The organism is Pseudomonas sp. S2_E01, assembly GCF_054668365.1.
This window is the reverse complement of record NZ_CP162762.1, coordinates 906,315-929,910: the sequence shown is the minus strand read 5'-3', so window position 1 is coordinate 929,910 and position 23,596 is coordinate 906,315. Positions and strand designations below refer to the sequence as shown.

General features: G+C 60.8%; 23 protein-coding genes and 1 pseudogene. 2 read left to right on the top strand and 22 right to left on the bottom strand.

Annotated elements, in window-relative coordinates; all coding sequences use genetic code 11:
• Positions 1 to 8 precede the first annotated feature (8 nt).
• The 11 genes and pseudogenes from AB4O36_RS04390 to AB4O36_RS04340 form a co-directional block, all read right to left on the bottom strand.
• Complete coding sequence (locus AB4O36_RS04390; RefSeq protein ID WP_460121936.1) at positions 9 to 995, bottom strand: DNA polymerase III subunit delta'; 987 nt, start codon at positions 993 to 995, stop codon at positions 9 to 11.
• Positions 988 to 1,620, bottom strand: a complete 633-nt coding sequence (gene tmk, locus AB4O36_RS04385; protein ID WP_460121934.1) for a dTMP kinase — start codon at positions 1,618 to 1,620, stop codon at positions 988 to 990. The genes AB4O36_RS04390 and tmk overlap by 8 nt, the downstream gene beginning before the upstream one ends.
• 19 nt (positions 1,621 to 1,639) lie before the next feature.
• Positions 1,640 to 2,866: an endolytic transglycosylase MltG gene (gene mltG / locus AB4O36_RS04380; RefSeq protein ID WP_460121932.1), complete on the bottom strand. Its 1,227-nt coding sequence runs from the start codon at positions 2,864 to 2,866 to the stop codon at positions 1,640 to 1,642.
• Between the two features lie 3 nt (positions 2,867 to 2,869).
• Positions 2,870 to 3,685 carry an aminodeoxychorismate lyase gene (gene pabC / locus AB4O36_RS04375; protein WP_460141131.1) on the bottom strand — a complete coding sequence of 272 codons (816 nt, stop codon included), beginning with the start codon at positions 3,683 to 3,685 and terminating at the stop codon, positions 2,870 to 2,872.
• Positions 3,685 to 4,929, bottom strand: a complete 1,245-nt coding sequence (fabF, locus tag AB4O36_RS04370; protein WP_460121928.1) for a beta-ketoacyl-ACP synthase II — start codon at positions 4,927 to 4,929, stop codon at positions 3,685 to 3,687. The genes pabC and fabF overlap by 1 nt, the downstream gene beginning before the upstream one ends.
• A 108-nt stretch (positions 4,930 to 5,037) precedes the next feature.
• Positions 5,038 to 5,274: an acyl carrier protein gene (gene acpP / locus AB4O36_RS04365; protein ID WP_368554645.1), complete on the bottom strand. Its 237-nt coding sequence runs from the start codon at positions 5,272 to 5,274 to the stop codon at positions 5,038 to 5,040.
• Between the two features lie 197 nt (positions 5,275 to 5,471).
• Entirely contained in the window at positions 5,472 to 6,212 is a 741-nt protein-coding gene (gene fabG / locus AB4O36_RS04360) for a 3-oxoacyl-ACP reductase FabG (RefSeq protein ID WP_460121926.1), read from the bottom strand.
• Between the two features lie 16 nt (positions 6,213 to 6,228).
• The gene (gene fabD, locus AB4O36_RS04355) at positions 6,229 to 7,167 is read right to left on the bottom strand and encodes an ACP S-malonyltransferase (RefSeq protein WP_460121924.1); all 939 of its coding nucleotides are present in this window, start codon (positions 7,165 to 7,167) and stop codon (positions 6,229 to 6,231) included.
• Positions 7,168 to 7,292: 125 nt separating this feature from the next.
• A pseudogene (plsX, locus tag AB4O36_RS04350) lies at positions 7,293 to 8,302 on the bottom strand (phosphate acyltransferase PlsX).
• Between the two features lie 4 nt (positions 8,303 to 8,306).
• A complete protein-coding gene (gene rpmF, locus AB4O36_RS04345) occupies positions 8,307 to 8,489 on the bottom strand; it encodes a 50S ribosomal protein L32 (protein WP_003179396.1) in 183 nt (60 codons plus the stop codon).
• A 13-nt stretch (positions 8,490 to 8,502) separates the two neighbouring features.
• Positions 8,503 to 9,030, bottom strand: a complete 528-nt coding sequence (locus AB4O36_RS04340) for a YceD family protein (protein WP_368554651.1) — start codon at positions 9,028 to 9,030, stop codon at positions 8,503 to 8,505.
• A 105-nt stretch (positions 9,031 to 9,135) separates the two neighbouring features.
• Between AB4O36_RS04340 and AB4O36_RS04335 the strand changes: the two genes are divergently transcribed.
• Positions 9,136 to 9,714, top strand: coding sequence for a Maf family protein (locus AB4O36_RS04335; protein ID WP_460141130.1), 579 nt, complete (start codon positions 9,136 to 9,138; stop codon positions 9,712 to 9,714).
• A 56-nt stretch (positions 9,715 to 9,770) separates the two neighbouring features.
• Here the strand turns inward: AB4O36_RS04335 and AB4O36_RS04330 are convergent, their stop codons facing one another.
• The 3 genes from AB4O36_RS04330 to rluC are packed head-to-tail and all read right to left on the bottom strand — an operon-like array spanning position 9,771 to position 12,391.
• Positions 9,771 to 10,757 (bottom strand): S49 family peptidase, encoded by a 987-nt coding sequence (locus AB4O36_RS04330; RefSeq protein ID WP_460121920.1) that lies wholly within the window; start codon positions 10,755 to 10,757, stop codon positions 9,771 to 9,773.
• Between the two features lie 25 nt (positions 10,758 to 10,782).
• Positions 10,783 to 11,445: an HAD-IA family hydrolase gene (locus AB4O36_RS04325; RefSeq protein WP_460141129.1), complete on the bottom strand. Its 663-nt coding sequence runs from the start codon at positions 11,443 to 11,445 to the stop codon at positions 10,783 to 10,785.
• Positions 11,432 to 12,391: a 23S rRNA pseudouridine(955/2504/2580) synthase RluC gene (gene rluC / locus AB4O36_RS04320; protein WP_460141128.1), complete on the bottom strand. Its 960-nt coding sequence runs from the start codon at positions 12,389 to 12,391 to the stop codon at positions 11,432 to 11,434. Before rluC ends, AB4O36_RS04325 begins: the two co-directional genes overlap by 14 nt.
• Positions 12,392 to 13,092: 701 nt before the next feature.
• Here rluC and rne point away from each other — a divergent pair.
• Complete coding sequence (gene rne, locus AB4O36_RS04315) at positions 13,093 to 16,287, top strand: ribonuclease E (RefSeq protein ID WP_460121915.1); 3,195 nt, start codon at positions 13,093 to 13,095, stop codon at positions 16,285 to 16,287.
• Positions 16,288 to 16,488: 201 nt separating this feature from the next.
• Here the strand turns inward: rne and AB4O36_RS04310 are convergent, their stop codons facing one another.
• The 8 genes from AB4O36_RS04310 to AB4O36_RS04275 form a co-directional block, all read right to left on the bottom strand.
• Complete coding sequence (locus AB4O36_RS04310; RefSeq protein ID WP_460141127.1) at positions 16,489 to 17,082, bottom strand: nucleotidyltransferase family protein; 594 nt, start codon at positions 17,080 to 17,082, stop codon at positions 16,489 to 16,491.
• Positions 17,079 to 18,053, bottom strand: coding sequence for an XdhC family protein (locus AB4O36_RS04305; RefSeq protein WP_460141126.1), 975 nt, complete (start codon positions 18,051 to 18,053; stop codon positions 17,079 to 17,081). Before AB4O36_RS04305 ends, AB4O36_RS04310 begins: the two co-directional genes overlap by 4 nt.
• On the bottom strand, positions 18,053 to 20,374 hold the full coding sequence (locus AB4O36_RS04300; protein ID WP_460141125.1) for a xanthine dehydrogenase family protein molybdopterin-binding subunit: 2,322 nt from the start codon (positions 20,372 to 20,374) through the stop codon (positions 18,053 to 18,055). The genes AB4O36_RS04305 and AB4O36_RS04300 overlap by 1 nt, the downstream gene beginning before the upstream one ends.
• The gene (locus AB4O36_RS04295; protein WP_460121908.1) at positions 20,371 to 20,841 is read right to left on the bottom strand and encodes a (2Fe-2S)-binding protein; all 471 of its coding nucleotides are present in this window, start codon (positions 20,839 to 20,841) and stop codon (positions 20,371 to 20,373) included. Before AB4O36_RS04295 ends, AB4O36_RS04300 begins: the two co-directional genes overlap by 4 nt.
• 316 nt (positions 20,842 to 21,157) lie before the next feature.
• Positions 21,158 to 22,177 carry a UDP-N-acetylmuramate dehydrogenase gene (murB, locus tag AB4O36_RS04290; RefSeq protein ID WP_460121906.1) on the bottom strand — a complete coding sequence of 340 codons (1,020 nt, stop codon included), beginning with the start codon at positions 22,175 to 22,177 and terminating at the stop codon, positions 21,158 to 21,160.
• On the bottom strand, positions 22,174 to 22,635 hold the full coding sequence (locus AB4O36_RS04285) for a low molecular weight protein-tyrosine-phosphatase (RefSeq protein WP_460121904.1): 462 nt from the start codon (positions 22,633 to 22,635) through the stop codon (positions 22,174 to 22,176). Before AB4O36_RS04285 ends, murB begins: the two co-directional genes overlap by 4 nt.
• Complete coding sequence (gene kdsB / locus AB4O36_RS04280; RefSeq protein ID WP_460141124.1) at positions 22,635 to 23,399, bottom strand: 3-deoxy-manno-octulosonate cytidylyltransferase; 765 nt, start codon at positions 23,397 to 23,399, stop codon at positions 22,635 to 22,637. The genes AB4O36_RS04285 and kdsB overlap by 1 nt, the downstream gene beginning before the upstream one ends.
• Complete coding sequence (locus tag AB4O36_RS04275) at positions 23,396 to 23,581, bottom strand: Trm112 family protein (protein WP_187677807.1); 186 nt, start codon at positions 23,579 to 23,581, stop codon at positions 23,396 to 23,398. Before AB4O36_RS04275 ends, kdsB begins: the two co-directional genes overlap by 4 nt.
• Positions 23,582 to 23,596 lie beyond the last annotated feature (15 nt).

Below are 23,596 nucleotides of genomic sequence, written 5' to 3'. Positions count from 1 at the left end.
ATAGTCGATCACTTCTGGATAGGCAAAGACGCCCATTGCACCAGCAAGGCTTCCAGCAACAACACGCGATTGAGATTGGCCTTGCTGAGCACTTTCTGGCGCTGGGCGAGGATCCAGTCCTGAATATTCAAGGTTTTTTCCTGGCTGGTTTTCTGCGCCAGGTACTGCACGACCTTGCGCATATCGGACAATCCCAACCCGTCTTCATCCTGGGTCAACTGATAGCGCAGGATCAGGCTCGACCAGTCGCAAAACCAGTCGAACAGCAACAGCAGCGGCACCGAATTCCAGCCCTCGGCCAATTGCGTGGGGGATTGTTGCTGCTTGAGCAGCTTCTTCACACCGTCGACCACCAGTGCTCGTTGCTCCTGTACGCCTTGAGCGTGCAGGCTGACCGCTGCCAAGGGCGAACCGGCAGCGAGGGTCAGCAGTTCGTTGCGCTCTTGTTCATTGCAATCGGGCAGAGCGGTCGCCAACCACGCCAGGCTCACGGCCTCGCTCGGCAACGGGCAGGCTTGCTGCACGCAACGGCTCTTGATGGTCGGCAACAGGCGGCTGCTCTGATGGCTCACCAGCAATAGCACCGTATCGCCGGACGGCTCTTCAAGACTTTTGAGCAAGGCGTTGGCGGCGTTGATGTTCATCGACTCGACTGGCTCGATCAGCACCACCTTGCGCCCACCCAACTGCGAGGTCTGAACCACGAAGCTGACCAGGTCACGCACCTGGTCGACCTTGATCGCCTTGTCGGCTTCTTCGGGCTCCAGAATGTAGTTGTCGGGGTGGCTGCCGGCCTTTAGCAACAGGCAGGATTTGCATTCCCCGCAGGCGTTCTGAGCCGTCGGCTGCTGACACAACAGCTGTGCCATCAGGCGCTCGGCCAACGCACGTTTGCCAATTCCCGCCGGCCCGTGCAGCAAATAGGCGTGCGCATGCTGCTTGCGACCGGCCAATTGCTGCCAGAGGCTGTCCTGCCACGGGTAGGCTTCAGCCACGGCTCAGCTCCAGCAGGCGCGGTAGCAGCGCATCCAGCGACTGTTGAACCTGCGCCAGCGGCTGTGCGGCGTCGACGAGCACGTAGCGCGCTGGCTCGGCGGCGGCGCGCTTGAGGAAAGCACCGCGCACCGCATCGAAGAATGTGCGCCCTTCCCGCTCGAAGCGATCCAGGCGACCCCGTGCGCTGGCACGGGCCAGGCCCACTTCCACCGGCAAGTCGAAGATCAGCGTCAGGTCAGGACGCAGATCGCCCTGGACGAAGGTTTCAAGGGTCGCGATGCGCTCCATCGACAGGCCGCGGCCACCACCCTGGTAGGCGTAGGTCGAATCGGTAAATCGGTCACACAGCACCACCGCACCCCGCCCCAGCGCCGGGCGAATCACCCCGGCCAGATGCTGGGCGCGGGCAGCGAACACCAACAGCAACTCGGCATCCGGATCCATGATTTCTTCGACAGGCGTCAGGAGGACTTCGCGGATCCGTTCGGCCAGCGGCGTCCCGCCCGGCTCCCGGGTCAGCACCACTTCAAGACCGGCGGCACGCAAGCGCTCGGCGAGGTACTCGCGATTGGTGCTCTTGCCCGCACCTTCAGGGCCTTCCAGGGTAATAAACAAGCCAGTCACAGGCAGTCCTTAGTCGAGTTCATTGCGAGCCTTGCGGCGTGGCGGCGTCCGTTTCGGGCGCAACAGCAGGTTCTTTGGCAGGTTCTTCAGTCGATTGCGGGGCCGATTGTTCAATGGGCGCAGACGGCGTCACGGGCGGCAATGCCTGCGGCGAAGTGTCTGGTGAATCTGGCGTGATCGGCGCCGGCTCACCCGTGGCTTCCGGCGCCGTGACTGGCGCGGGGCTTGAGCGGTAATCGGCGCGACGCTTGAGCTGGAACTCACGCACAGCGTTGTTGTGGGCATCCAGGTCATCGGAGAACACGTGACTGCCATCGCCCCTTGCCACGAAATACAGGCTGTTGCCAGCCACCGGGTTCAGAGCGGCATGGATCGCCTCGCGGCCAACCATCGCAATCGGGGTCGGCGGCAGGCCCGCAACCATGTAGGTGTTGTAAGGGTTGGATTCCTTGAGGTGGGCGCGGGTCAGCTTGCCAGCGTAACGATCGCCCAGGCCATAGATCACCGTCGGATCGGTCTGCAGCAGCATGCCCAGTCCCAGGCGACGCACGAACACCCCGGCGATCTGCCCACGTTCTTGCGGCACACCGGTCTCCTTCTCGACCAGCGAGGCCATGATCAGTGCCTGGTAAGGCTCGGTGTACGGCACATCTGCGGCGCGTTGCGCCCATTCCTTGGCCAGGACTTCATCGAGGCGATCATAGGCTTTTTTCAGCAGCTCGACGTCGGTCATGCCCCGTACAAAGCGGTAGGTGTCCGGGAAGAAACGTCCCTCCGGGAAGATGCCCTTGTGGCCGAGCTTGTCCATCACCTCGCTATCACTCAAGCCGTCGAGCGTCTGGTCCAGCTTTTCAGCCTTGGCCAGGGCAGCACGTACCTGGTGGAAATTCCAGCCTTCGACCAGGGTCAGGCTGTACTGGACCATTTCGCCACGCTTCCACAGGTCGATCAGCCCGTCGACAGTCATGCCGGGCTGCATGCGGTACTCGCCGCTGTGCAATGGCTGGCCGGCCAGGTTGAAGCGCCAATACACGCGCAACCAGAAGGCATCCTTGATCACGCCATCGGCTTCAAGTCGGTAAAAAGTGCGGGTGGGCGTGGTGCCCTTGGGCACGTCCAGCAGCTCTTCCTGGGAAATATTCAAAGGCTGGTGTAACGCCGTATGGATCTTCCAGGCCGAAGCGCCCAGACACAACCCTGCCAGAACCAGGCCGGTTTCCAGCAACAGCAAGAGTTTACGTCTCACGTATCAAGCATCCAGTAGCGCACGGGAAATGTGTTGGAGTTTACGGGTGAGCGGCCCAACCGGCCAGCTCAGCGCTGCATAGGCGCGCACTGGCCAGACGCCGTAGACGCTGTTGCAGACAAACACTTCGTCGGCCCATTGCAGTTGTTCGAGGGTGATATCGGTGATTTGCGTGGGAATTGCCGACGACTCGGCTTGAAACAATAATTCCGCACGCATCACCCCGGCCACGCCGCAGCGCTTGAGATCGGCGGTGATCAAGACACCATCGCGTACGATGAACAGATTACTGAATACCCCCTCGATCACCCGCCCCGCGTGATCGAGCATCAAGCCTTCGGCATATTCGGTGTCCTGCCATTCGGCACGGGCAATGACTTGTTCGAGGCGGTTCAGGTGCTTGAGCCCGGCGAGCAAGGGTTGCGCGGACAGGCGCGTGGTGCAGGGGAACAGCCGTACCCCCTGTTCTGCATGAACGGCAGGATAAGCAGCGGGCGGATTGCCCTGCAGGATGCGTCGAGCCACAGCTGCCGGGTCGGGCGCGTAACCGCGCAGACTGTCGCCGCGCGTGAGGATAAGCTTGAGTACACCCTCGCCCAGTGCTGCGGCATAGGCCAGCAACTCGCTGCGGACCAAGCCGTGATCGGCGCTGATCGAAAGCCTCGAACAGCCATGGGCCAGACGCGCCAGGTGGCGATCCAGCAGCAACGGCTGGCCGCTACGCACGGCAATGGTCTCGAACAGACCATCACCGTAAGCCAGGCCGCGATCCTTCAGCGACAGAGCGTCAGCCGGCTGACCGTCGACCCAACTGTCCATCAGCCTGCGAACCGCCGGAACACGAGCGAGCCGTTGGTGCCACCAAAGCCGAAGGAGTTGGAGATGACCACGTCGATATCCATGTTGCGCGCCGTGTGCGGCACGAAATCGAGATCACAACCTTCGTCCGGTTCATCGAGGTTGATGGTTGGCGGCGCCACCTGGCTGTTGATGGCCAGCACGCTGAAGATCGCCTCGACCGCGCCCGCCGCACCCAGCAGGTGACCGGTCATGGACTTGGTCGAACTGACTGCCAGCTTGTAGGCGTGATCACCGAATACCGACTTGATCGCAGAGGCTTCAGCCAGGTCGCCAGTCGGCGTCGAGGTGCCATGGGCGTTGATGTACTGGACCTGATCGGCATTGATCCTGGCATCGCGCAGGGCATTGGTGATGCAGCGCGCAGCACCGGCGCCGTCTGCAGGTGGCGACGTCATGTGGAACGCGTCGCCACTGGTGCCGAAACCCACCAGCTCGGCGTAGATGGTCGCACCACGAGCCTTGGCGTGTTCCAGCTCTTCAAGCACCAGCGCACCGGCACCGTCGGACAGGACGAAACCATCACGCCCCTTGTCCCATGGACGACTGGCGCGGGTGGGCTCGTCATTGCGGGTGGACAATGCACGCGAAGCGCCAAAGCCGCCCATGCCCAGGCCGCAAGCAGCCATCTCGGCACCGCCGGCAATCATCACGTCCGCTTCGTCGTACATGATGTTGCGTGCCGCCATGCCGATGCAATGCGTACCGGTGGTACATGCGGTGGCAATCGCGTAGTTGGGCCCCTGTGCACCCAGGTGGATCGACAGGAAACCGGAAATCATGTTGATGATCGAGCCTGGCACGAAAAAGGGAGAAATCCTTCGTGGGCCGGAATCGTGCAGGGTGCGGCTGGTTTCTTCGATATTGGTCAGTCCACCAATACCCGACCCCATGGCCACGCCAATGCGCTCACGGTTGGCATCGGTGACTTCAAGGCCGGCATTACGCACCGCCTGGAAACCGGCCGCCAGCCCGTACTGAATGAACAGGTCAAGCTTGCGAGCTTCCTTGACCGACAGGTATTCCTCGACATTGAAGCCCTTTACCGAGCCGCCAAAACGGGTGGAATAGGCAGAAAGGTCGGTGTGTTCGATCAGACCAATGCCACTGCGGCCAGCCAGAATGCCCTGCCAACTGCTTGGCACATCCGTGCCCAGTGGCGACAACATACCCATACCGGTGACTACGACGCGTCTACGCGACACAACACTCTCCTTTTTCTAATGACGACTTTGCATCAGGCCTAAAGAAAAAACCGCACGCCGTGACGGCAGTGCGGTTTTTCCACGACAGCAAGCAACGATTACAAACGATTAACCCTGGTGGGAGTTAACGTAGTCGATTGCAGCTTGTACGGTAGTGATCTTTTCAGCTTCTTCGTCAGGGATTTCGGTCTCGAATTCCTCTTCCAGAGCCATCACCAGCTCAACGGTGTCAAGGGAGTCGGCACCCAGGTCTTCAACGAAGGAAGCAGTGTTGATCACTTCTTCTTCTTTAACACCCAGTTGCTCGGCAACGATTTTCTTGACGCGCTCTTCGATGGTGCTCATACCTTGTTTTCACTCCTAATGGACAAATTCAGGCAGCTGGCCAGTGGGTAAGTGTATAGAAAGGCTTTTCAGCTTTTCAACTGAAAGCTTCACTCCCCGTACCCGGTGACCCTCTGCCTATAAATAGATTGCAGCTTTATAACGGATTTTAGACAGCTCGTATGACATTTTTTTGAAGCAATCCGTCACATTTTAACCTACATGTACATCCCGCCGTTCACCGGGATTGTAGCTCCGGTAACGTAAGCCGCACCGTCGGATGCAAGAAAAGCGACCACGGACGCGATCTCTTGCGCTTGACCCAGACGGCCCAGCGGAATTTGCGTCTGCAAGGCTTCACGCTGCGCCTCGGGCAGTTCGCGAGTCATATCGGTGTCGATGAACCCAGGGGTCACCGAGTTTACCGTAATCGAACGCGAACCGACTTCACGCGCCATGGCACGACTGAAACCTTCCAGGCCAGCCTTGGCGGCGGCATAGTTTACTTGGCCTGCGTTGCCCATGGCACCCACTACCGAGCCAATACTGATAATTCGCCCCCAACGCGCCTTGGTCATGCCACGCAAAACGCCCTTGGACAGGCGATATAGACTGTTCAGATTGGTATCGATCACGTCGAACCATTCGTCGTCTTTCATGCGCATCATCAGGTTATCGCGGGTGATACCGGCATTATTGACCAGGATCAAAGGCGCACCGAACTGCTCCTGGATGCTCGCCAGCACGGCGGCAACAGACTCATCGTTGGTGACATTGAGCTCCAGGCCGGTGCCTTGAATACCGTTTTCCTTCAGGGTCGCGGCAATACGCTCGGCGCCGGAAGCGGAGGTCGCGGTGCCGACGACGATGGCACCCTGGCGACCCAGTTCCAGGGCGATAGCCTGGCCAATACCGCGGCTCGCACCGGTGACCAGTGCAACTTTACCTTGCAGACTCATGCAAGCTTCTCCTGATTCAGGCCAATGCTGCACGGGCGGCAGCGAAAGCGTCTGGGGTGTTGAGGTTGGATGTCGATACGCCTTCGGCGCAGCGTTTGTTGAGACCGGCCAGTACTTTGCCAGGACCGCATTCGACCAACTGGGTCGCGCCTTTGGCGGCCAGGGTCTGAACCGATTCTACCCAGCGCACTGGCTTATAGAGCTGTTCGAGCAGATCGCGCTTGAGGGTTTCCAGATCGGCCGGCACCTGAGCGCTGACGTTCTGTACCAACGGAATCTGCGGCGCCTGCCAATTGATGGCCGCGATCGCCTCGGCGAAACGCTCAGCCGCCGGACGCATCAGTTCGCAATGGGACGGCACGCTGACCGGCAATGGCATGGCACGCTTGGCACCACGAGCCTTGCAGCCTTCGATGGCGCGTTCGACCGCTGCCTTGGCACCGGCGATGACCACCTGGCCAGGGGAATTGAAGTTGACCGCACTGACCACTTCGCCTTGCGCCGCTTCGGCGCAGGCAGCCAGCACGTCAGCATCTTCCAGGCCAAGGATGGCAGCCATGCCGCCCTGCCCGGCCGGAACGGCTTCCTGCATCAACTGGCCACGACGCTCGACCAGTTTCACCGCGTCGCCCAGGCTCAGGCTGCCAGCAGCGACCAGTGCGCTGTACTCGCCCAGGCTGTGACCCGCGACATACGCAGGGCGCGCGCCCCCTTCGGCCAGCCACAGGCGCCACAGGGCGATCGAGGCGGTCAGGATGGCCGGCTGGGTTTTATCGGTTTGATTGAGTTGCTCTTCCGGCCCTTGCTGGGTCAGTGCCCACAGGTCGTAACCGAGCGCGTCGGAGGCTTCTTTGAATGTTTCGAGGACCACCGGATGTTCCGCGCCCAGCTCGGCCAGCATGCCGAGGGACTGCGAACCCTGTCCTGGAAAGACGAATGCGAGGGAAGCAGACATGTAACAAGCCCCTAATGATCTTGTCGTCGAAGAATTGACGTCCCGGCAGGGGACGCAAGAAACTGACAGTTTGGATGGCCAATTGAACCAAGCGGTCACATTTAAGCATTGTCCGACGAAAACGCCTAAAGCAACAAATCCTCGAGCCGACCGTGAATGCGCTCTGGCAGGTTTTCCTGAATTTCGATCACGGCCCGCGAAATGGCGCTCTGAAACCCCTGAACACCAGCAGAACCATGACTTTTCACCACAATTCCCTGCAAACCCAGGAAACTTGCGCCGTTATGCCGCGCAGGCGCGAGGTCCGCTTGCAGGCGCCTCATCAGTGGCAGCGCCATTGCACCGACCAATTTTGATGCAAAGTTTTTTTGAACAGCGCTTCGATGCGCCCCGAAATCATGGTCGCCAACCCTTCACTGGACTTGAGCAGGATGTTGCCGACAAAGCCATCACACACCACCACATCCGCTTCGCCACGATACAGGCCATCGCCCTCGACAAAACCGATGTAATTGATACCGCGTGCGCTTTGCAGCAAGGTTGCCGCCAACTTGACCTGCTGATTGCCCTTGATGTCCTCGGTGCCGATGTTCAGAAGAGCCACGCGCGGACGAACAATTCCCAGCGTTTCTGCGGCCACCGAACCCATGACGGCAAACTGCAACAGGTGCTCGGCGCTGCAATCGACATTCGCCCCCAGATCGAGCAACTGACAATAACCCTTCTGCGTCGGAATCGCCGCAACCATGGCCGGCCGGTCTATCCCTGGCAGCGTCTTGAGCACGAACCGCGACAACGCCATCAGCGCACCGGTATTGCCCGCACTGACGCATGCCTGGACCTTGTCATCGCGCAGCAGCTGCAGCGCCACACGCATTGACGAATCGGGCTTGCCACGCAGCGCCTGGGCAGGTTTTTCATCCATGGCAATGACTTGCGACGCTGGGGCAATCGACAGGCGCGAGCGATCCACAGCCGAATGGCCAGCGATCAATTCTTCAAGGAGGGACGGTTGACCGACGAGGGTCAGGTGCAGCGAGGGGGTAGCAGACAGGCAAGCGAGGCTGGCCTGGACAATGCTGCGGGGACCGAAGTCCCCGCCCATTGCGTCAATCGCGATGACTTGAGCGGACAAGTGATTACTCGTCAGCGCCCTTGTCGATCACTTTACGACCACGGTATACGCCTTCTGGCGATACGTGGTGACGCAGGTGAACTTCACCGGTGGTTTTTTCTACAGACAGGGTGCTAGCCTCGAGAGCATCGTGCGAACGACGCATGTCACGGGCAGAGCGGGATTTTTTGTTCTGCTGAACAGCCATAATTGATTAACTCCTAAACGTTTGGGTCACGCTTTAACTGCGCCAATACACTGAACGGGTTGGACCGCGTTACCTCGTCCTCGCTCGGTTCGGGTTCATCTGCTCCCGCCGGCTGCTGGCATTCTTCCGGATGATGAGCAGGCACAATGGGCAAGGCGAGCAGAAGCTCCTCCTCGATCAGTGACTGCAGATCCAAAGGATCTTCGCCCAGTTCCAGCACGTCATAACCTTTCGGCAACGACTGGGTATTCGCACCCTCCTTCACCACAGCATAACTGCACTCGCTATGGATCGGCAGGGTGACCAGCTCAAGACAACGCTGGCAAACCATTTTGACTTCGGTGTCGATAAAGCTGTGGATCACCACAGATTTACGTTCATCTCGCTCAAAAACGAGTTTGGCCTGGACCGTACCGACAGTGTCGGAAAGCGGGTCGCAGAGTCTCTCCAAATTGGCCAGCAGCAGTTCACCTTGAAGGGTGGTGCCACGGTCAGCCAATTTGCGCGGGTCAACGTGAGGTGGAATCGGGTCATTCAACATAGGCGCAGCATTATAGGGATGCCCCCGGCCATGTCAAAGGAAATTCGGCCCTGTCCGTCACCTGCAAGCCTCGCTAGAATTCGCGCCTGACATCCGGAGATGCCCATGCTGCCTTTATTACTCGCTTCAAGCTCGGTCTATCGCCGAGAATTGCTGGCCCGACTGCAGCTGCCGTTCATCTGCTGCTCGCCGGATATCGATGAGAGCCGCCTCCCGGACGAGCCCGCCGCTGAGCTGGTGCAGCGCCTCGCCCGGGAAAAAGCCCTGGCCCTGGCCGACCGTCACCCCAACCACCTGATCATCGGTTCTGACCAGGTGGCGGTGCTGGGCGATCGCATTATCGGCAAACCCCATTCCTTCGAAAAGGCCCGCGAACAGTTGCTCGCCTCAAGCGGCGCCAGCGTGACCTTTCTGACTGGCCTCACCCTGCTCAACAGCCAGACCGGCCACTGCCAGGTCGATTGCGTGCCCTTCACCGTGCACATGCGCACACTGAACAGCGCACGTATCGAACGCTACCTGCATGCCGAGCAACCTTATGATTGCGCCGGCAGCTTCAAGGCCGAAGGCCTTGGCGTCAGCCTGTTCCAGAGTACCGAAGGCCCTGATGCCACGAGCCTCGTTGGCCTGCCACTGATTCGCCTGATCGACATGCTGATGGCCGAAGGCATTGAAATACCCTGAAACCCAAGCAGAAAAAAACCGGCCACAAGGGCCGGTTTTTTAGGCAACGAAGGCGCTCAGCGCAGCGAAGGCCCCTGAAACCCCATCCACATTGCCAGATGCTCCGCGACGCTGGCACCGAGCTTCTTCGAGAATCGATCGAACGGTGATTCCTGCACGGTGAAGTCCACCAGCTCTTTTTCGCCGATCACATCACGGGCAACCGAACTGGCATTACCCAGGCCGTCGATCAAGCCCAATCCCAGCGCCTGCTCGCCAGACCAGACCAGCCCGGAAAACAGCTCCGGATGCTCCTTGTCCTTGAGACGATCACCGCGCCCCTGCTTGACGCTATTGATGAACTGCTTGTGCGTGGTATCGAGCACCCCCTGCCAGAACGCCGTTTCTTCAGGCTTCTGCGGCTGGAACGGATCGAGGAACGCCTTGTGCTCACCGGAGGTGTAGGTCCGACGCTCGACACCGAGTTTTTCCATGGTCCCGACAAAACCATAGCCGGCCGCCGTGACACCAATGGAACCCACCAGGCTCGCCTTGTCGGCATAGATCTGGTCGGCGGCACTGGCGATGTAGTAGGCACCGGAAGCACCCAGGTCGGAAATCACCGCGTACAACTTCGTATCAGGGTGCAAGCCGCGCAGGCGGCGAATTTCGTCATAGACATACCCCGACTGCACGGGACTGCCACCCGGACTGTTGATACGCAGGATGACACCCTTGACCTTTTCGTCCTCGAACGCGGCGCGCAGGCTGCCGACGATATTGTCAGCGCTGGCCGGCTCCTTGTCCGCGATCATGCCATTCACATCGATCAGCGCCGTGTAGGCGCCACTACGGGTGGCGGCCTTTTCCATGTCCATCAAGGGCGTGAACAGCGCCAGCGCAACGAACAGGTAAACAAAGGTCAGGAGTTTGAAGAATATCCCCCAGCGGCGCGATCTGCGCTGCTCCTGCACACCCGCCAGCAGGGTTTTCTCCAACAGCTTCCAGCTTTTCTCGTCGCCGCTCTCTGCACTCGCCTTTGGCGCCTTCCATTCGTCGGTCATGCCCATCTACCCCAGCAAAATCCTGTTAAGCCCGCTGACTCAGCCAGGCATGCAACTCTGAAAAACGATCAATCGCCAGCGTCGGCTCGAACAATTTCAACGCCTCGATCGATTGGGCGCCGTAGCTGACCGCCACCGACCCCATGCCGGCGTTGCGCGCCATCTGCAGGTCAAAGGAGGAGTCCCCGATCATCAGCGCCTGTTCCGGACGAACTTCGCAGTGCGCGAGGATCTGCTCGAGCATCAGCGGATGCGGCTTGCTGGCGGTTTCGTCAGCGGCGCGAGTGATGTCGAAGTAGTTCTCCCAACCGTGGGACTTCAGCACGCGATCCAAACCGCGACGCGCCTTGCCGGTTGCGACCGCCAGATGGTAGCCCTCGGCTCGAAACGCCTCCATCGATTCCACAACACCTTCAAACAGTGGCGAAGGTACGGCTTCCGAAGCAATGTAGTGATCTGCATAGTGCTCACGAAACGCAATCAACTCGCTGTCACTGATCTGCGGGTACAACGTACGAATGGCTTCCGGCAGGCCCAGGCCGATGATGCCCTTCACGGCAAAATCGTCGCGCAGCGCAAAGCCCGAGCGTTCGGAAGCGACGTGCATTGCCTCGACTATCCGACCAATGGAGTCGGCCAAGGTGCCGTCCCAGTCGAAAATCAGCAACTTGTAATCAGAGGGGTGCACTCAAACGCTCCACAGTCCTGGCCCACATTTCGTCGACTGGCGCCTGTAACTTCAATTCGCCACCATCGGGGAGCGGAACGGTCAGCATGTAGGCATGCAGAAACAGACGCTTGCCACCCAGATCGCGGATTTCCTTGCTGAAACCCTCTTCGCCGTACTTGGTGTCACCCGCAATGCAGTGCCCGGCATGCAGAGTGTGCACGCGGATCTGGTGAGTGCGACCAGTAATCGGTTTTGCTTCAACCATGGTGGCAAAATCGCCGAAACGACGCAAAACCTTGAATACTGTCAGAGCATCCTTACCTTCTTCGTCAACTTCGACCATACGCTCGCCAGACCGCAGGTTGCTTTTCTGCAAAGGCGCACGCACCTGCTTGATCGACGACGGCCAATTGCCGCGAACCAGCGCCATGTAGCGCTTGTCGACGCCATCACCGCGCAACTGCTCGTGCAGGTGGCGCAACATGCTGCGTTTTTTGGCGATCATCAGCAGCCCGGAAGTGTCCCGATCCAGGCGGTGAACCAGCTCCAGCTCCTTGGCGTCGGGGCGCAACTGACGGAAGGCCTCGATAACACCGAAGTTCAAGCCGCTGCCGCCGTGAACTGCGATCCCGGCGGGCTTGTTGATCACGATCAGTGCCTTGTCCTCAAAGACAATCGACGCCTCGAGGCGCTGCAAGAGCCCTTGAGCGAGCGGCATCGGCTCGTCGCGCTCAGGCACGCGAACCGGCGGCACGCGCACGATATCGCCTGCCTGCAGCTTGTATTCGGGCTTGATCCGACCTTTGTTCACGCGCACTTCGCCCTTGCGCAAAATGCGATAAATCAAGGTCTTGGGCACGCCTTTGAGTCGGGCGAGGAGGAAGTTATCAATACGTTGGCCGGCATATTCCGGCGAGACCTCAAGCAGTTGAACGCCTGGAGTCGAGGGGGCAGTAGTCGTCATGGCGCGGATGATATCAATTTTTTATGGAATTGAAGCACTTAATCATTACTGCTATAGTCGCGAACGCCGCCAAAAGCGGCCTGGACAGCGGATTAGCGGTCAAAAACCGCCCCTGACCAAAGCAATTCACCAGGACGCGAGGCCGTCCTACGGGGCTTTCGCTACGTAACGGTGGAGTTTGCAGCTGTAACGAGCGCAGGTGACATGAGGCCTGAATCACGCCGCAAAGCAGAGTTTTTCACTCGCCACGCGAGCCATATTCACGGCCAGTTCACAAAGTGCAGTCGGCTGCGGATGACCCCGAGCGAAGGCTTCGGAAACAACGCCTAAATTAGCCATGATGCGTGACCTCCCCTTTCGGAGCTCACGGTAAATGCCAACCCGCTGCGGATTCTGCGCGCGGCAGCACCCGAATTATCAGGGATACGTGTAGGGTGGAGATGCACAACCGCTGGACTGTGTAGCAATAGGCTTTCCCAAGACGCTTCATCTCGTCCACAGCCGCCGGTTGATTCCTCCTCCTGACTGAGTGCTTAAGTAGCCACAGCAAGCAGGACGCGTACGTCGCGACGAAGGCCCACATTGGCCGGACCTCGCTGGACACGGGATTGGCCAACCACTCCCGACGCACCTGACACCGACCGTGAGAAGTCGTGTGTGCCGAACGCCGTTTCCGGCAGCCCGGAAACCGACGGTACTACATGAAAAGAATGCTGATTAACGCAACTCAACCCGAAGAGTTGCGTGTTGCACTGGTAGATGGCCAACGCCTCTACGACCTGGACATCGAATCCGGTGCACGCGAGCAAAAGAAGGCCAACATCTACAAAGGCCGGATTACTCGCATCGAACCGAGCCTGGAGGCCGCCTTTGTCGATTTCGGCTCCGAGCGCCACGGCTTCCTGCCCCTCAAGGAAATCTCCCGCGAATACTTCAAGAAGGCACCTGAAGGCCGCGTCAACATCAAGGATGTCCTGAGCGAAGGCCAGGAAGTCATCGTCCAGGTCGAAAAAGAAGAACGTGGCAACAAGGGTGCCGCCCTGACCACCTTCATCAGCCTGGCTGGCCGTTACCTGGTCCTGATGCCGAACAACCCGCGTGCCGGCGGCATCTCCCGTCGCATCGAAGGCGAAGAGCGCAATGAACTGCGTGAAGCCCTGAACGGCCTGGTTGCCCCCGCCGACATGGGTCTGATCGTGCGCACTGCCGGCCTGGGTCGCAGCAGCGAAGAAATGCAGTGGGACCTCGATTACCTGCTGCAACTCTGGACCGCCATCAAGGAAGCCTCGCTGGATCGTTCCGCGCCATTCCTGATCTACCAGGAAAGCAACGTCATCATTCGCGCCATCCGTGATTACCTGCGCCAGGACATCGGCGAAGTGCTGATCGACAGCGTTGAAGCACAGGACGAAGCCCTGACCTTCATTCGCCAGGTAATGCCGCAGTACGCCAGCAAGATCAAGCTGTACGAAGACAGCGTACCGCTGTTCAACCGTTTCCAGATCGAAAGCCAGATCGAGACCGCTTTCCAGCGCGTCGTTGAACTGCCTTCCGGCGGCTCCATCGTCATCGATCCGACCGAAGCCCTGGTGTCAATCGACATCAACTCGGCGCGCGCCACCAAAGGCAGCGACATCGAAGAAACCGCCCTGCAGACCAACCTTGAAGCGGCCGAAGAAATCGCCCGCCAGTTGCGCCTGCGCGACATCGGCGGCCTGATCGTCATCGACTTCATTGACATGACCCCTGCCAAAAACCAGCGCGCCGTGGAAGAAAAAGTCCGCGAATGCCTGGAAGCCGACCGCGCTCGTGTGCAAGTCGGTCGCATCTCGCGCTTCGGCCTGCTGGAAATGTCCCGTCAGCGCCTGCGCCCATCGCTGGGTGAAAGCAGCGGCATCGTTTGCCCGCGCTGCAACGGCACCGGCATCATCCGTGATGTTGAATCGCTGTCCCTGGCGATCCTGCGCCTGATCGAAGAAGAAGCCCTGAAAGACCGCACTGCCGAAGTCCGCGCCCAGGTGCCGATTCCGGTTGCAGCCTTCCTGCTCAACGAAAAACGCAACTCGATCACCAAGATTGAACTGCGCACCCGTGCCCGTATCGTCATTCTGCCGAACGATCACCTCGAAACGCCGCATTTTGAAGTGCAGCGTCTTCGCGATGACAGCCCGGAAGCCGCCAACAGCCAGTCCAGCTACGAAATCGCTGCGGCCGCGGCCGAAGTCGAAGAAGTCCAACCGGCTGCTGCGACCCGCACCCTGGTTCGCCAGGAAGCTGCGGTCAAGACGGCTCCAGCCCGCGCCAACGCTCCGGTTCCAACCGAAGTCCCTGCCACTCCGGTAGCGGCCCCGGTTGCCGCGCCAGAGCCAAGCCTGTTCAAGGGCCTGGTGAAGTCGTTGGTCAGCCTGTTCGCGACCAAGGAAGAGCCTGCTGCCCCGGCCGTGGTTGAAAAGCCAGCCGCTGAGCGTCCAGCACGCAACGAAGAGCGTCGTAACGGCCGTCAGCAAAGCCGCAACCGTAACGGTCGCCGCGATGAAGAACGCAAACCTCGCGAAGAACGTGCACCGCGCGAAGAGCGCGCGCCACGTGAACCGCGCGAAGCCCGTGAAGAAGCACCGGCCGCTCGCGAAGAACGCGCACCACGCGCCCCGCGTGAAGAACGTGCACCGCGCGCCCCTCGCGAAGACCGCAAGCCGCGTGGCGAGCGTGAAGAGCGGGTTCGTGTACTGCGTGAACCTCTGGATACCGTTGCACCGGAAACCGCTGCAGTTGCCGCCACCGAAGAACGTCCGGCCCGTCAGCCGCGCGAAGAGCGCGCTCCACGCCCACCGCGTGAAGAGCGTCAACCGCGAGCCGAACAAGCCGCTGCTGCCGTAGCCGAAGAAGAACTGACCGGCAACGAAGAGCAACCGGGTGAAGACGGTCAGGAAGGCGCCGAAGGTGATCGTCCACGTCGTCGTTCCCGTGGCCAGCGTCGTCGCAGCAACCGTCGCGAGCGTCAACGCGATGCCGACGGCAACGTGATCGAAGGCTCGGAAGAGTCGCCAGCCACCGAAGGCAGCGAAGCACCAAGCGCCGCCGACCTGGCCGCTGGCCTGGCGGTCACCGCCGCTGTCGCCAGCACCGTGATCAGCGCTCCGGCCGAAGCACAGGCCAACGAGCAAGCCGAACGCGCCACTGCCACCACGCTTGAGACTGCCCCAGTCGAAGCGCCGGTCGTTGAAGCGAACACGCCCGTGCAAGTGACCGCCGCTCCGGAAATCGAAGTGGCTCCAGCGCAGTCTGAAGCCCAACCGCAAGCTGAAGCAGTTGCAGAGCCTGCGGTGGTTGTGGAAGAAGCGCCGGCTGTGGTTGCCGAGCCAGCCGTCGAAGTCGCGGCTGAAACCGTGACCGAAACCGTGCGCGAAGTTCGTGAAGAACAAACCGCCTTCAACTGGGTGGCCGAACCAGCCGTTGTCGAAGCGCCAGCGCCAGTCGCCGAGCCGGAAACTGCCGAAGCCATGGTCAGCGAACCTGTGGTGGTAGCTGCCGAACCAGCCCCCGTGGTAGAGGCCCCGGTGGTTACCCAGGCACCGGCACCCGTTGTCGAAGCGGCTCCAGCCAGCGCACTGACTCCAAGCGGCCGCGCGCCGAATGACCCACGTGAAGTGCGTCGTCGCAAGCGCGAGGAAGAGCGTCTGCAGAAGGAAGCCGAACTGGCCGCCGCTGCTGCTCCCGTTGAAGCGGTTGCGGTCGAAGAGCCAGCACCGGTTGCTGCTGAAGTGGTCGAGGCCCCTGCCCCGGTCGCTGAAGAAGCTACCGAATCGGTGATCCACGAAGCTCCGCGCTCCGTTCAGGAAGCCGTGGTGCAACACGAAGCCGAGGAAAAGGAACACGAGCCTAAACCGCTCGCCTGATCCTGCTGCAACTGAAAGCCCCGCCTGGTGACGCCAGGCGGGGCTTTTTTATGTCTGAATGCCTGTGGTGCCCGGGTACGCAGTCCACCTGTGGGAGCGGGCTTGCCCGCGATGGTCGTTAACGATAACTCGGGGTAGCTGGGAGGTCACCGATAGCTGGGCCACCATCGCGAGCAAGCTCGCTCCTACAGGAGTGTCGATCTACCCGGAGAAGATTAATGCCTCAGGGACATCCACATCCCACAACACTCCAGGATCATCCACTGGCACCTCAGCCACCTTCGCCGAGACGAACAATGGTTTGGCGCCACGGTCTCCCGACAGCGCCATCAACCCGGGACCGAACGAACGCCCAAATCCCACGGGATGGCCATACTCGCCGTTGATCACAGGCACACTGATCCCATCATCCGTCACCCCCGTCAGCACTTTCTCGAAGGTGGACGACAGGATGAACGGCATATCGCCCAAGGCGATCAGCCACCCGGCGAGCTGCGGACAAGCCGCGACCCCGGCCGCGATGCTGTCGCCCATGCCGGTGGATTCGATCAGGACAATCTCGAAACCATAGGCCTGGGCCATGCGGATGACTTGTGGACGGTCTTCGGTGGTGACCAGCACGCGCTTCGTCAGTCCAGCCGGCACACTCATCAGCACCTGCTCGATCACCGAACGCACGGCGCCATCGCGCCCGGCGCAGTCAGCCAGCAACTTGTCCCGAGCACCACCCGCTGCCTGCCGGAACCGGGTGCCCTGCCCCGCAGCCAGGACGATGACGCCGATGGACTCGTTCATGCACTTTCCTTTTTCTGCTTCAACTCGATGCCATTTTTGATCGCGACGATTTCAGCCAGCAACGACAACGCGATCTCCGCCGGGGAATGGCTGCCAATGTGCAAACCGATCGGGCCATGTAACCGTCCGATGGCCGCTTGAGACAAGCCTAGCTGAGCCAGGTTGGCTCGACGTTTCTGGCTGTTGACCCGCGAACCCAGCGCACCCACATAAAAAGCCCTGGAATCGAGGGCCGTCAGCAGCGCCATATCATCCAGGCGAGGATCATGCGTCAGCGCCACGATGGCTGTGCGCTCGTCGGTCTGGATGTTCAGCACCGCTTCATCCGGCATGCCGGAGACAAAGCGCCCGTGCTGTTCCTCCCAGCCGTAGACGAATTCGGTGCGCGGATCGCAAATCAGCACTTCGAAATCCAGTAGGCGCGCCATCTCGGCCACATACCGGGACAACTGGCCCGCGCCGATCAACAACAAACGCCAGCGTGGGCCGTAGATCGCGCGCAACGTGTGTCCGTCGAAACTCAGCACCTCGCTCTTGCCCGCTGGCTGCAAGCGCACCTCACCGGTGGCGACGTCCAAAGTGCGGGCGACGATTTCATGGGCCTCGCAACGTGCCAGCAACTCGGCGACCCAGGCGGGATCCCCCACGCGTTCCTCGGTCAGGCGCAAGGTCCCACCACAAGGCAAACCGAAGCGGGCCGCTTCCTCCTGGGTCACGCCATAGGTGATCAACTGCACGGGCGGCCCGTCTGGCGTAATCCGTCCATCGTGCAGGCGGGTGATCAGGTCATCCTCGATACAGCCACCGGACACCGAACCAATCACCACGCCGTCTTCGCGCAAGGCCAGCATGGCGCCAGGGGCCCGGGGCGCGGTACCCCAGGTCTGGACGACGCTGTACAACATCACCCGCTGACCGGCCTGACGCCACTGCAATACACTGTGCAAGACATTCAGATCGACGCTGTCCATCAAACGTCAGCCTTCTGCCAACCCTGCAATTGGTAACGTACCGGCAAATTGCGGATGCGCTTGCCGGTCGCCGCGAAGATCGCGTTGCACAGTGCCGGCGCTATCGGTGGCACGCCCGGCTCGCCGACGCCGCCCAACGGCACTTCGCCCGGTGGAGTGACCAAATGCACCGCGACTTCCTTCGGCGCCAGGGACATGCGCGCCACTTCGTACATATGGAAGTTGTCCTGCTGGACCTTGCCGTCCTTGAAGCTGATTTCCCCCAGCACCGCGTTGCCCAGCCCCATCACGCAGGCCCCCTCGAATTGCGAGCGAATCCGCTCGGGGTTGATCTGCGGACCGCAATCCACCGCGATATCAGCCTTGTGCACAATCAGGGTGCCATCGTCCTTGACTTCAACCTCGATCACCGCCGCGACGTAGGTGACGAAACTATAATGCACCGCCAGCCCCAGGCCACGGCCCTTCGGCAACTGTCGCCCCCAACCGGCGGCTTTTGCGGCGGTTTCCAGCACGGTACGCATGCGTCCGGTGTCGATTGGATAACGCTCGGGCGATTCGCCGTAGTTCCATTCTTCACTCAAGGTGCGCGGATCGATCTGGCGATCCGGGCCGAGCAACCTGACCTGGTACTTGAGCGGGTCTTCGCCAGCCTTGTGCGCCAGTTCATCGACAAAGCTCTGGATGGCAAAACCGTGGGGAATGTTCGACACGGAGCGATACCAGCCCACTCGGGTGTGCACCACGGCTTCAGGGTTTTCCAGGCGTACGTTGGGAATCGCGTAGGCCATGTTGGTGAAACCCATGCCTAATTCGAAAGCCGCTTCGTGGTTCATGCCCGGTGCGAACAACGCGGTGATGCTCGGTGCCACGGTACGGTGCAGCCAACCGGACGGCAGGCCGTCCTTGTTCAGGCCGGCCTTGAGGTATTCCGCCGAGACGGTATGGAAGTAGGAGTTATGGATGTCGTCTTCGCGGGTCCACTGCACGCGCACCGCCTTGCCAGGAAATTCCTTGGCGAGCACGGCCGCTTCAATGATGAAATCCGGTTTGGATTTGCGCCCGAACCCGCCACCGAGCAGGGTGACGTTGAAGGTCACCTTGTCGAACCCGATACCCAGCCGTTCACCAATACGCTCGCGGGTGACCTGTGGCGCCTGGCTCGGTCCCCAGGCTTCGCAAATGCCATCCTTGAAGCGGGCAATGGCGACCATCGGTTCCATCGGCGCTTGTGCCAGGTGCGGCAAATAGTAGGAGGCTTCCAGTGTGCTGCTGGCACCGCTGATAGCCTTGTCGATGTCGCCGGTATTGCGCACGACCTTGCCCGGTTTCAGGGACGCCGCTTCCAGTTCCTTGCGGTAGGCAATCGAATCGTAGCTGGCATTGGGGCCGTCATCCCACTCAATTTTCAGTGCCTCACGCCCCTTGATCGCCGCCCACGTGTTGCTGGCAACCACGGCCACGCCACCCAACGGCTGGAATTCAGAGGGCAATGGTCGGCTTTCGATTTGCAGGACCTTGATCACCCCGGGGACCTTCAGTGCCGCGCTGTCGTCCAGCGACTTGACCTTGCCGCCGTAGACCGCCGGACGAGCGATGGTGGCGTAGAGCATGCCCTCGAAATGGACATCGGCACCGTAGATGGCACGACCGTTGACGATGTCTGCGCCATCGATTGCACGGGTGCCTTCCTTGCCAATGTAGCGGAACTCCGATGGCTGCTTGAGCCGCAGGCTGTCGCGGGCCGGTACGGCCAGTGCACCAGCAGCGGCGGCCAGGGCGCCATAACCCAGCTCTCGACCGGACGGCTTATGGATGACCTTGTGCAATTGCGCATGGCACTCGCCGACCGGGACTTTCCACTGATCGGCGGCCGCCTGTTCCAGCATGGTCCGCGCAGCCGCGCCACAGCGGCGCATCGGCTCGTACCAGTGACGCATACTGCGCGAGCCGTCGGTGTCCTGGTTACCGAAGCGCACTTCGTCGCCCGGTGCCTGCTGCACTTTCACCAGGGCCCAGTCGGCCTCCAGCTCGTCGGCCACCACCATGGTCAGGCTGGTGCGCACGCCCTGGCCCATTTCCGAGCGGTTGCACACCACCGTCACCGTGCCATCAGCGGCGATGCTGACGTAGACCTTGGGATCATCGATCCAGCCGTTGGGCATGCCCTCGGCGCCGAATTTTTTCTCTTCGTCGGCGGCGAACGCATCCTGCCACCCCCAACTCGCTGCAACCACCAGAGCACTGGTGGCGCCCACGCCCTTGAGGAAGCCACGGCGGCTGAGGTTGCTCAGGGCAAAATCATTGGGTAACTGGCTCATGCCTTGGCCTCCTTCAGGTGAGTGGATGCCTGCCGGATCGCGGTCTTGATTCGGTTGTAGGTACCGCAGCGACAGAGGTTGCCAACCATCGCCTCTTCGATCTGCTCATCACTTGGATTGGGGTTGGTCTTGAGCAGTGCAGTCGCCGACATGATCTGCCCGCCCTGGCAAAAACCACATTGGGCCACGGCGCTGTCGAGCCAGGCCTGTTGGACGACTTGCCCGACCGGGTCCGCGTGCAGGTTGTCGATGGTGGTGATGTTCTGGCCCACCACGGAGCCGATGGGCGTGATGCAACTGCGCGCCGGCGAGCCTTCGATGTGGATGGTGCAAGCGCCGCACAGGCCCATGCCGCAGCCGAATTTGGTGCCGTTGTATCCCGCCACGTCGCGGATAGCCCAGAGGAGCGGCATGTCCTCAGTAACATCGAGCTGATGGTCTTGACCATTGAGTTTCAGGGTAATCATGGGCACGCCCGCATAGTTATAAAGGTTATGGGGTCGAGCAATCTGCCGCTGGTTGACAGCGGTTGGCATCACGCAGATCGGCTCAGGCTAACAGGCTCTCTTGTGCAGACGCGAGCGTCTGAACCGGGCCTTTTATGGAACAAATGAGGGTTATCGTTAGCTGACTAAGTTAACCCAGTATTAACAAAAAAGCCCTGCAGGGCAGGGCTTTTAGTTGCAAGCTTCAAGCTGCAAGCCTCAAGTAGAAGCAAGACAGCAAAACCCACACACCTGATTGTAGCTTGCAGCTTGCAACTCGAAGCTTGCCGCTGCATCTCTAATACCGGTTAGGCTCCATTTCCAGCTCAACATGGAAACGTTCTGCAATGTCTTTCTGGATGCGCTGCGCAAGGTTCAGCAATTGCAGGCCCGTCGCCTCGCCGTAGTTGACCAGCACCAGCGCCTGCGCCTTGTGCACGCCAGCATCGGCGTCGCGAAATCCCTTCCAACCTGCACGCTCGATCAGCCACCCGGCGGCCAGTTTCATCTGCCCGTCCGGTTGTGCATACGCCACCAGATCGGGGTACTGACCCTTGAGCTGCGCAACCAGTGCGGCCGAGACGAGCGGGTTCTTGAAGAAGCTGCCGGCATTGCCGAGGACGGCCGGATCCGGCAGCTTTTCATTACGAATACTGCAGATCGCCCGGCTGACATCGGTGGCGGTGGGCTGGTCGACGCCTTGCTCAGTCAGGCGCTGACGCACCGGGCCGTATTCCAGGTGCAGATGCGCGACGCGATTCAAGGCAAACCGCACCCGCAGGATCAACCATCGACCGGGCTCTTGTTTGAACAGACTGTCGCGGTAAGCGAAGTTGCACTCGTCCAGATTGAAATCGCGCAGCTCACCCGTCTGGCGGTCCAACGCGGTCAGGCCGGCGAACACGTCCTTGATCTCCACGCCATAGGCGCCGATGTTCTGCATGGGCGCGGCACCGACGGTGCCGGGAATCAAGCTGAGGTTTTCCAGCCCCGACAATCCCTGGGCCAGGGTGTGCTGAACGAACGGATGCCAAGGCTCGCCGGCCTCGGCCTCGATGACAACACGACTGCCGTCATCGCTCAGGATGCGAATGCCACGGCTGGCCATGCGCAGCACCAGCGACTGGATATCGGCAGTCAGCAGCAAATTGCTGCCACCGCCGATCACCAGCAACGGTACGTCCTGCTGTGCGGCATAAGCCAGGGCTTCACGCACATCGGCATCGCTGTGAGCCTCGGCAAACAACCGGGCCCGGACATCCACGCCAAAAGTATTGAACGGCTTGAGGGAAACCTCGCGCTGTACCCGCAAACTCATAACCGCCCCTTCAATTCGATGACCAACTGATCACTGGCGCGCTCGATCAGGTCGAGCACGCGTTCGAAACCCTGATCGTCGTAATACGGGTCCGGGACTTCGTCGATCTCCGACGGGTAGCGACGCAGGAACAGGTCCAGCTCGGCCTTACCCGAGGCTGGTTGCAAGGCCTTGAGGTTGCGCAGGTTGCTGTGATCCATGGCGAGGATCAGGTCATAAGTGGCGAAATCGGCGCGAGTAACCTGTTGGGCGCGCTGGGCGGACAGGTCGTAGCCACGCTGCTTGGCGGCGGCCTGGCTGCGCTTGTCCGGTGCTTTGCCGACGTGCCAGTCGCCGGTGCCGGCCGACGCCACTTCAACCTGATCGGCCAGCCCCGCTTCGCGCAGTTTATGGCGCAACACGCCTTCGGCTGTCGGCGAGCGGCAGATGTTGCCCAGGCAGACGAACAGAACGCGCATCAGGCCTCCAGCAGGCGACGAACGCGTTCGAGGTCTTCGGGGGTGTCGACACCGGTCGGCGGTGCGATCAGCGCGTCGGCCACGTGAATCCGGACGCCATGCCACAGGGCACGCAGTTGTTCCAGTGATTCGGTGTTTTCCAGCCAGCACGGGCCCCAACTGACGAAGTCATGCAGGAAACCGGCGCGGTAGGCATAGATGCCGATGTGACGGCGATACGGCACGCCTTCAGGCAATTGCTCGCAGCTTTTGGCGAAGGCATCGCGGGCCCAGGGCAGGGTCGCACGGCTGAACGTCAGCGCCAGGCCGTTGAGGTCACTGACCACCTTGACCACGTTGGGATTGAACAGGGTCTGGACGTCTTCGATCGGCTCGGCCAGGGTGGCCATGCGCGCTTCGGTGTGGGCGGCCAGGTTGGCGGCGACCTGATCGATCACGCTCGGCGGGATCAGCGGTTCGTCACCCTGGACGTTGACCACGATGGCGTCGGGCGCCAGGCCGAGTTTGCTGGCGACTTCGGCGAGACGGTCAGTGCCGGAATTGTGGTCTTCACGGGTCAACACCACTTCGGCGCCAAAGCCGTTGCAAGCCTCGACGATGCGCGCATCGTCGGTCGCCACCACCACTCGCTGGGCACTGCTCTTGCTCGCCTGCTCCCAGACGTGCTGGATCATCGGCTTGCCGGCAATCAGCAACAGCGGCTTGCCCGGCAAACGGGTGGAGGCATAACGAGATGGAATGACGACGGTGAAGGCGGTGGTCATTTATCCAGGCGCTCGTCGGTGGTCAGGGTGCGGGCTTCGGTTTCAAGCATCACCGGGATTCCGTCGCGAATCGGGTACGCCAGGCCGGCGCCCTTGCTGATCAGCTCGGTTTTATCGGCGCTGAGTTTGAGCGGGCCCTTGCAGATCGGGCAAGCGAGGATGTCGAGCAGTTTGGTGTCCATGAGCATTCCCTGGAG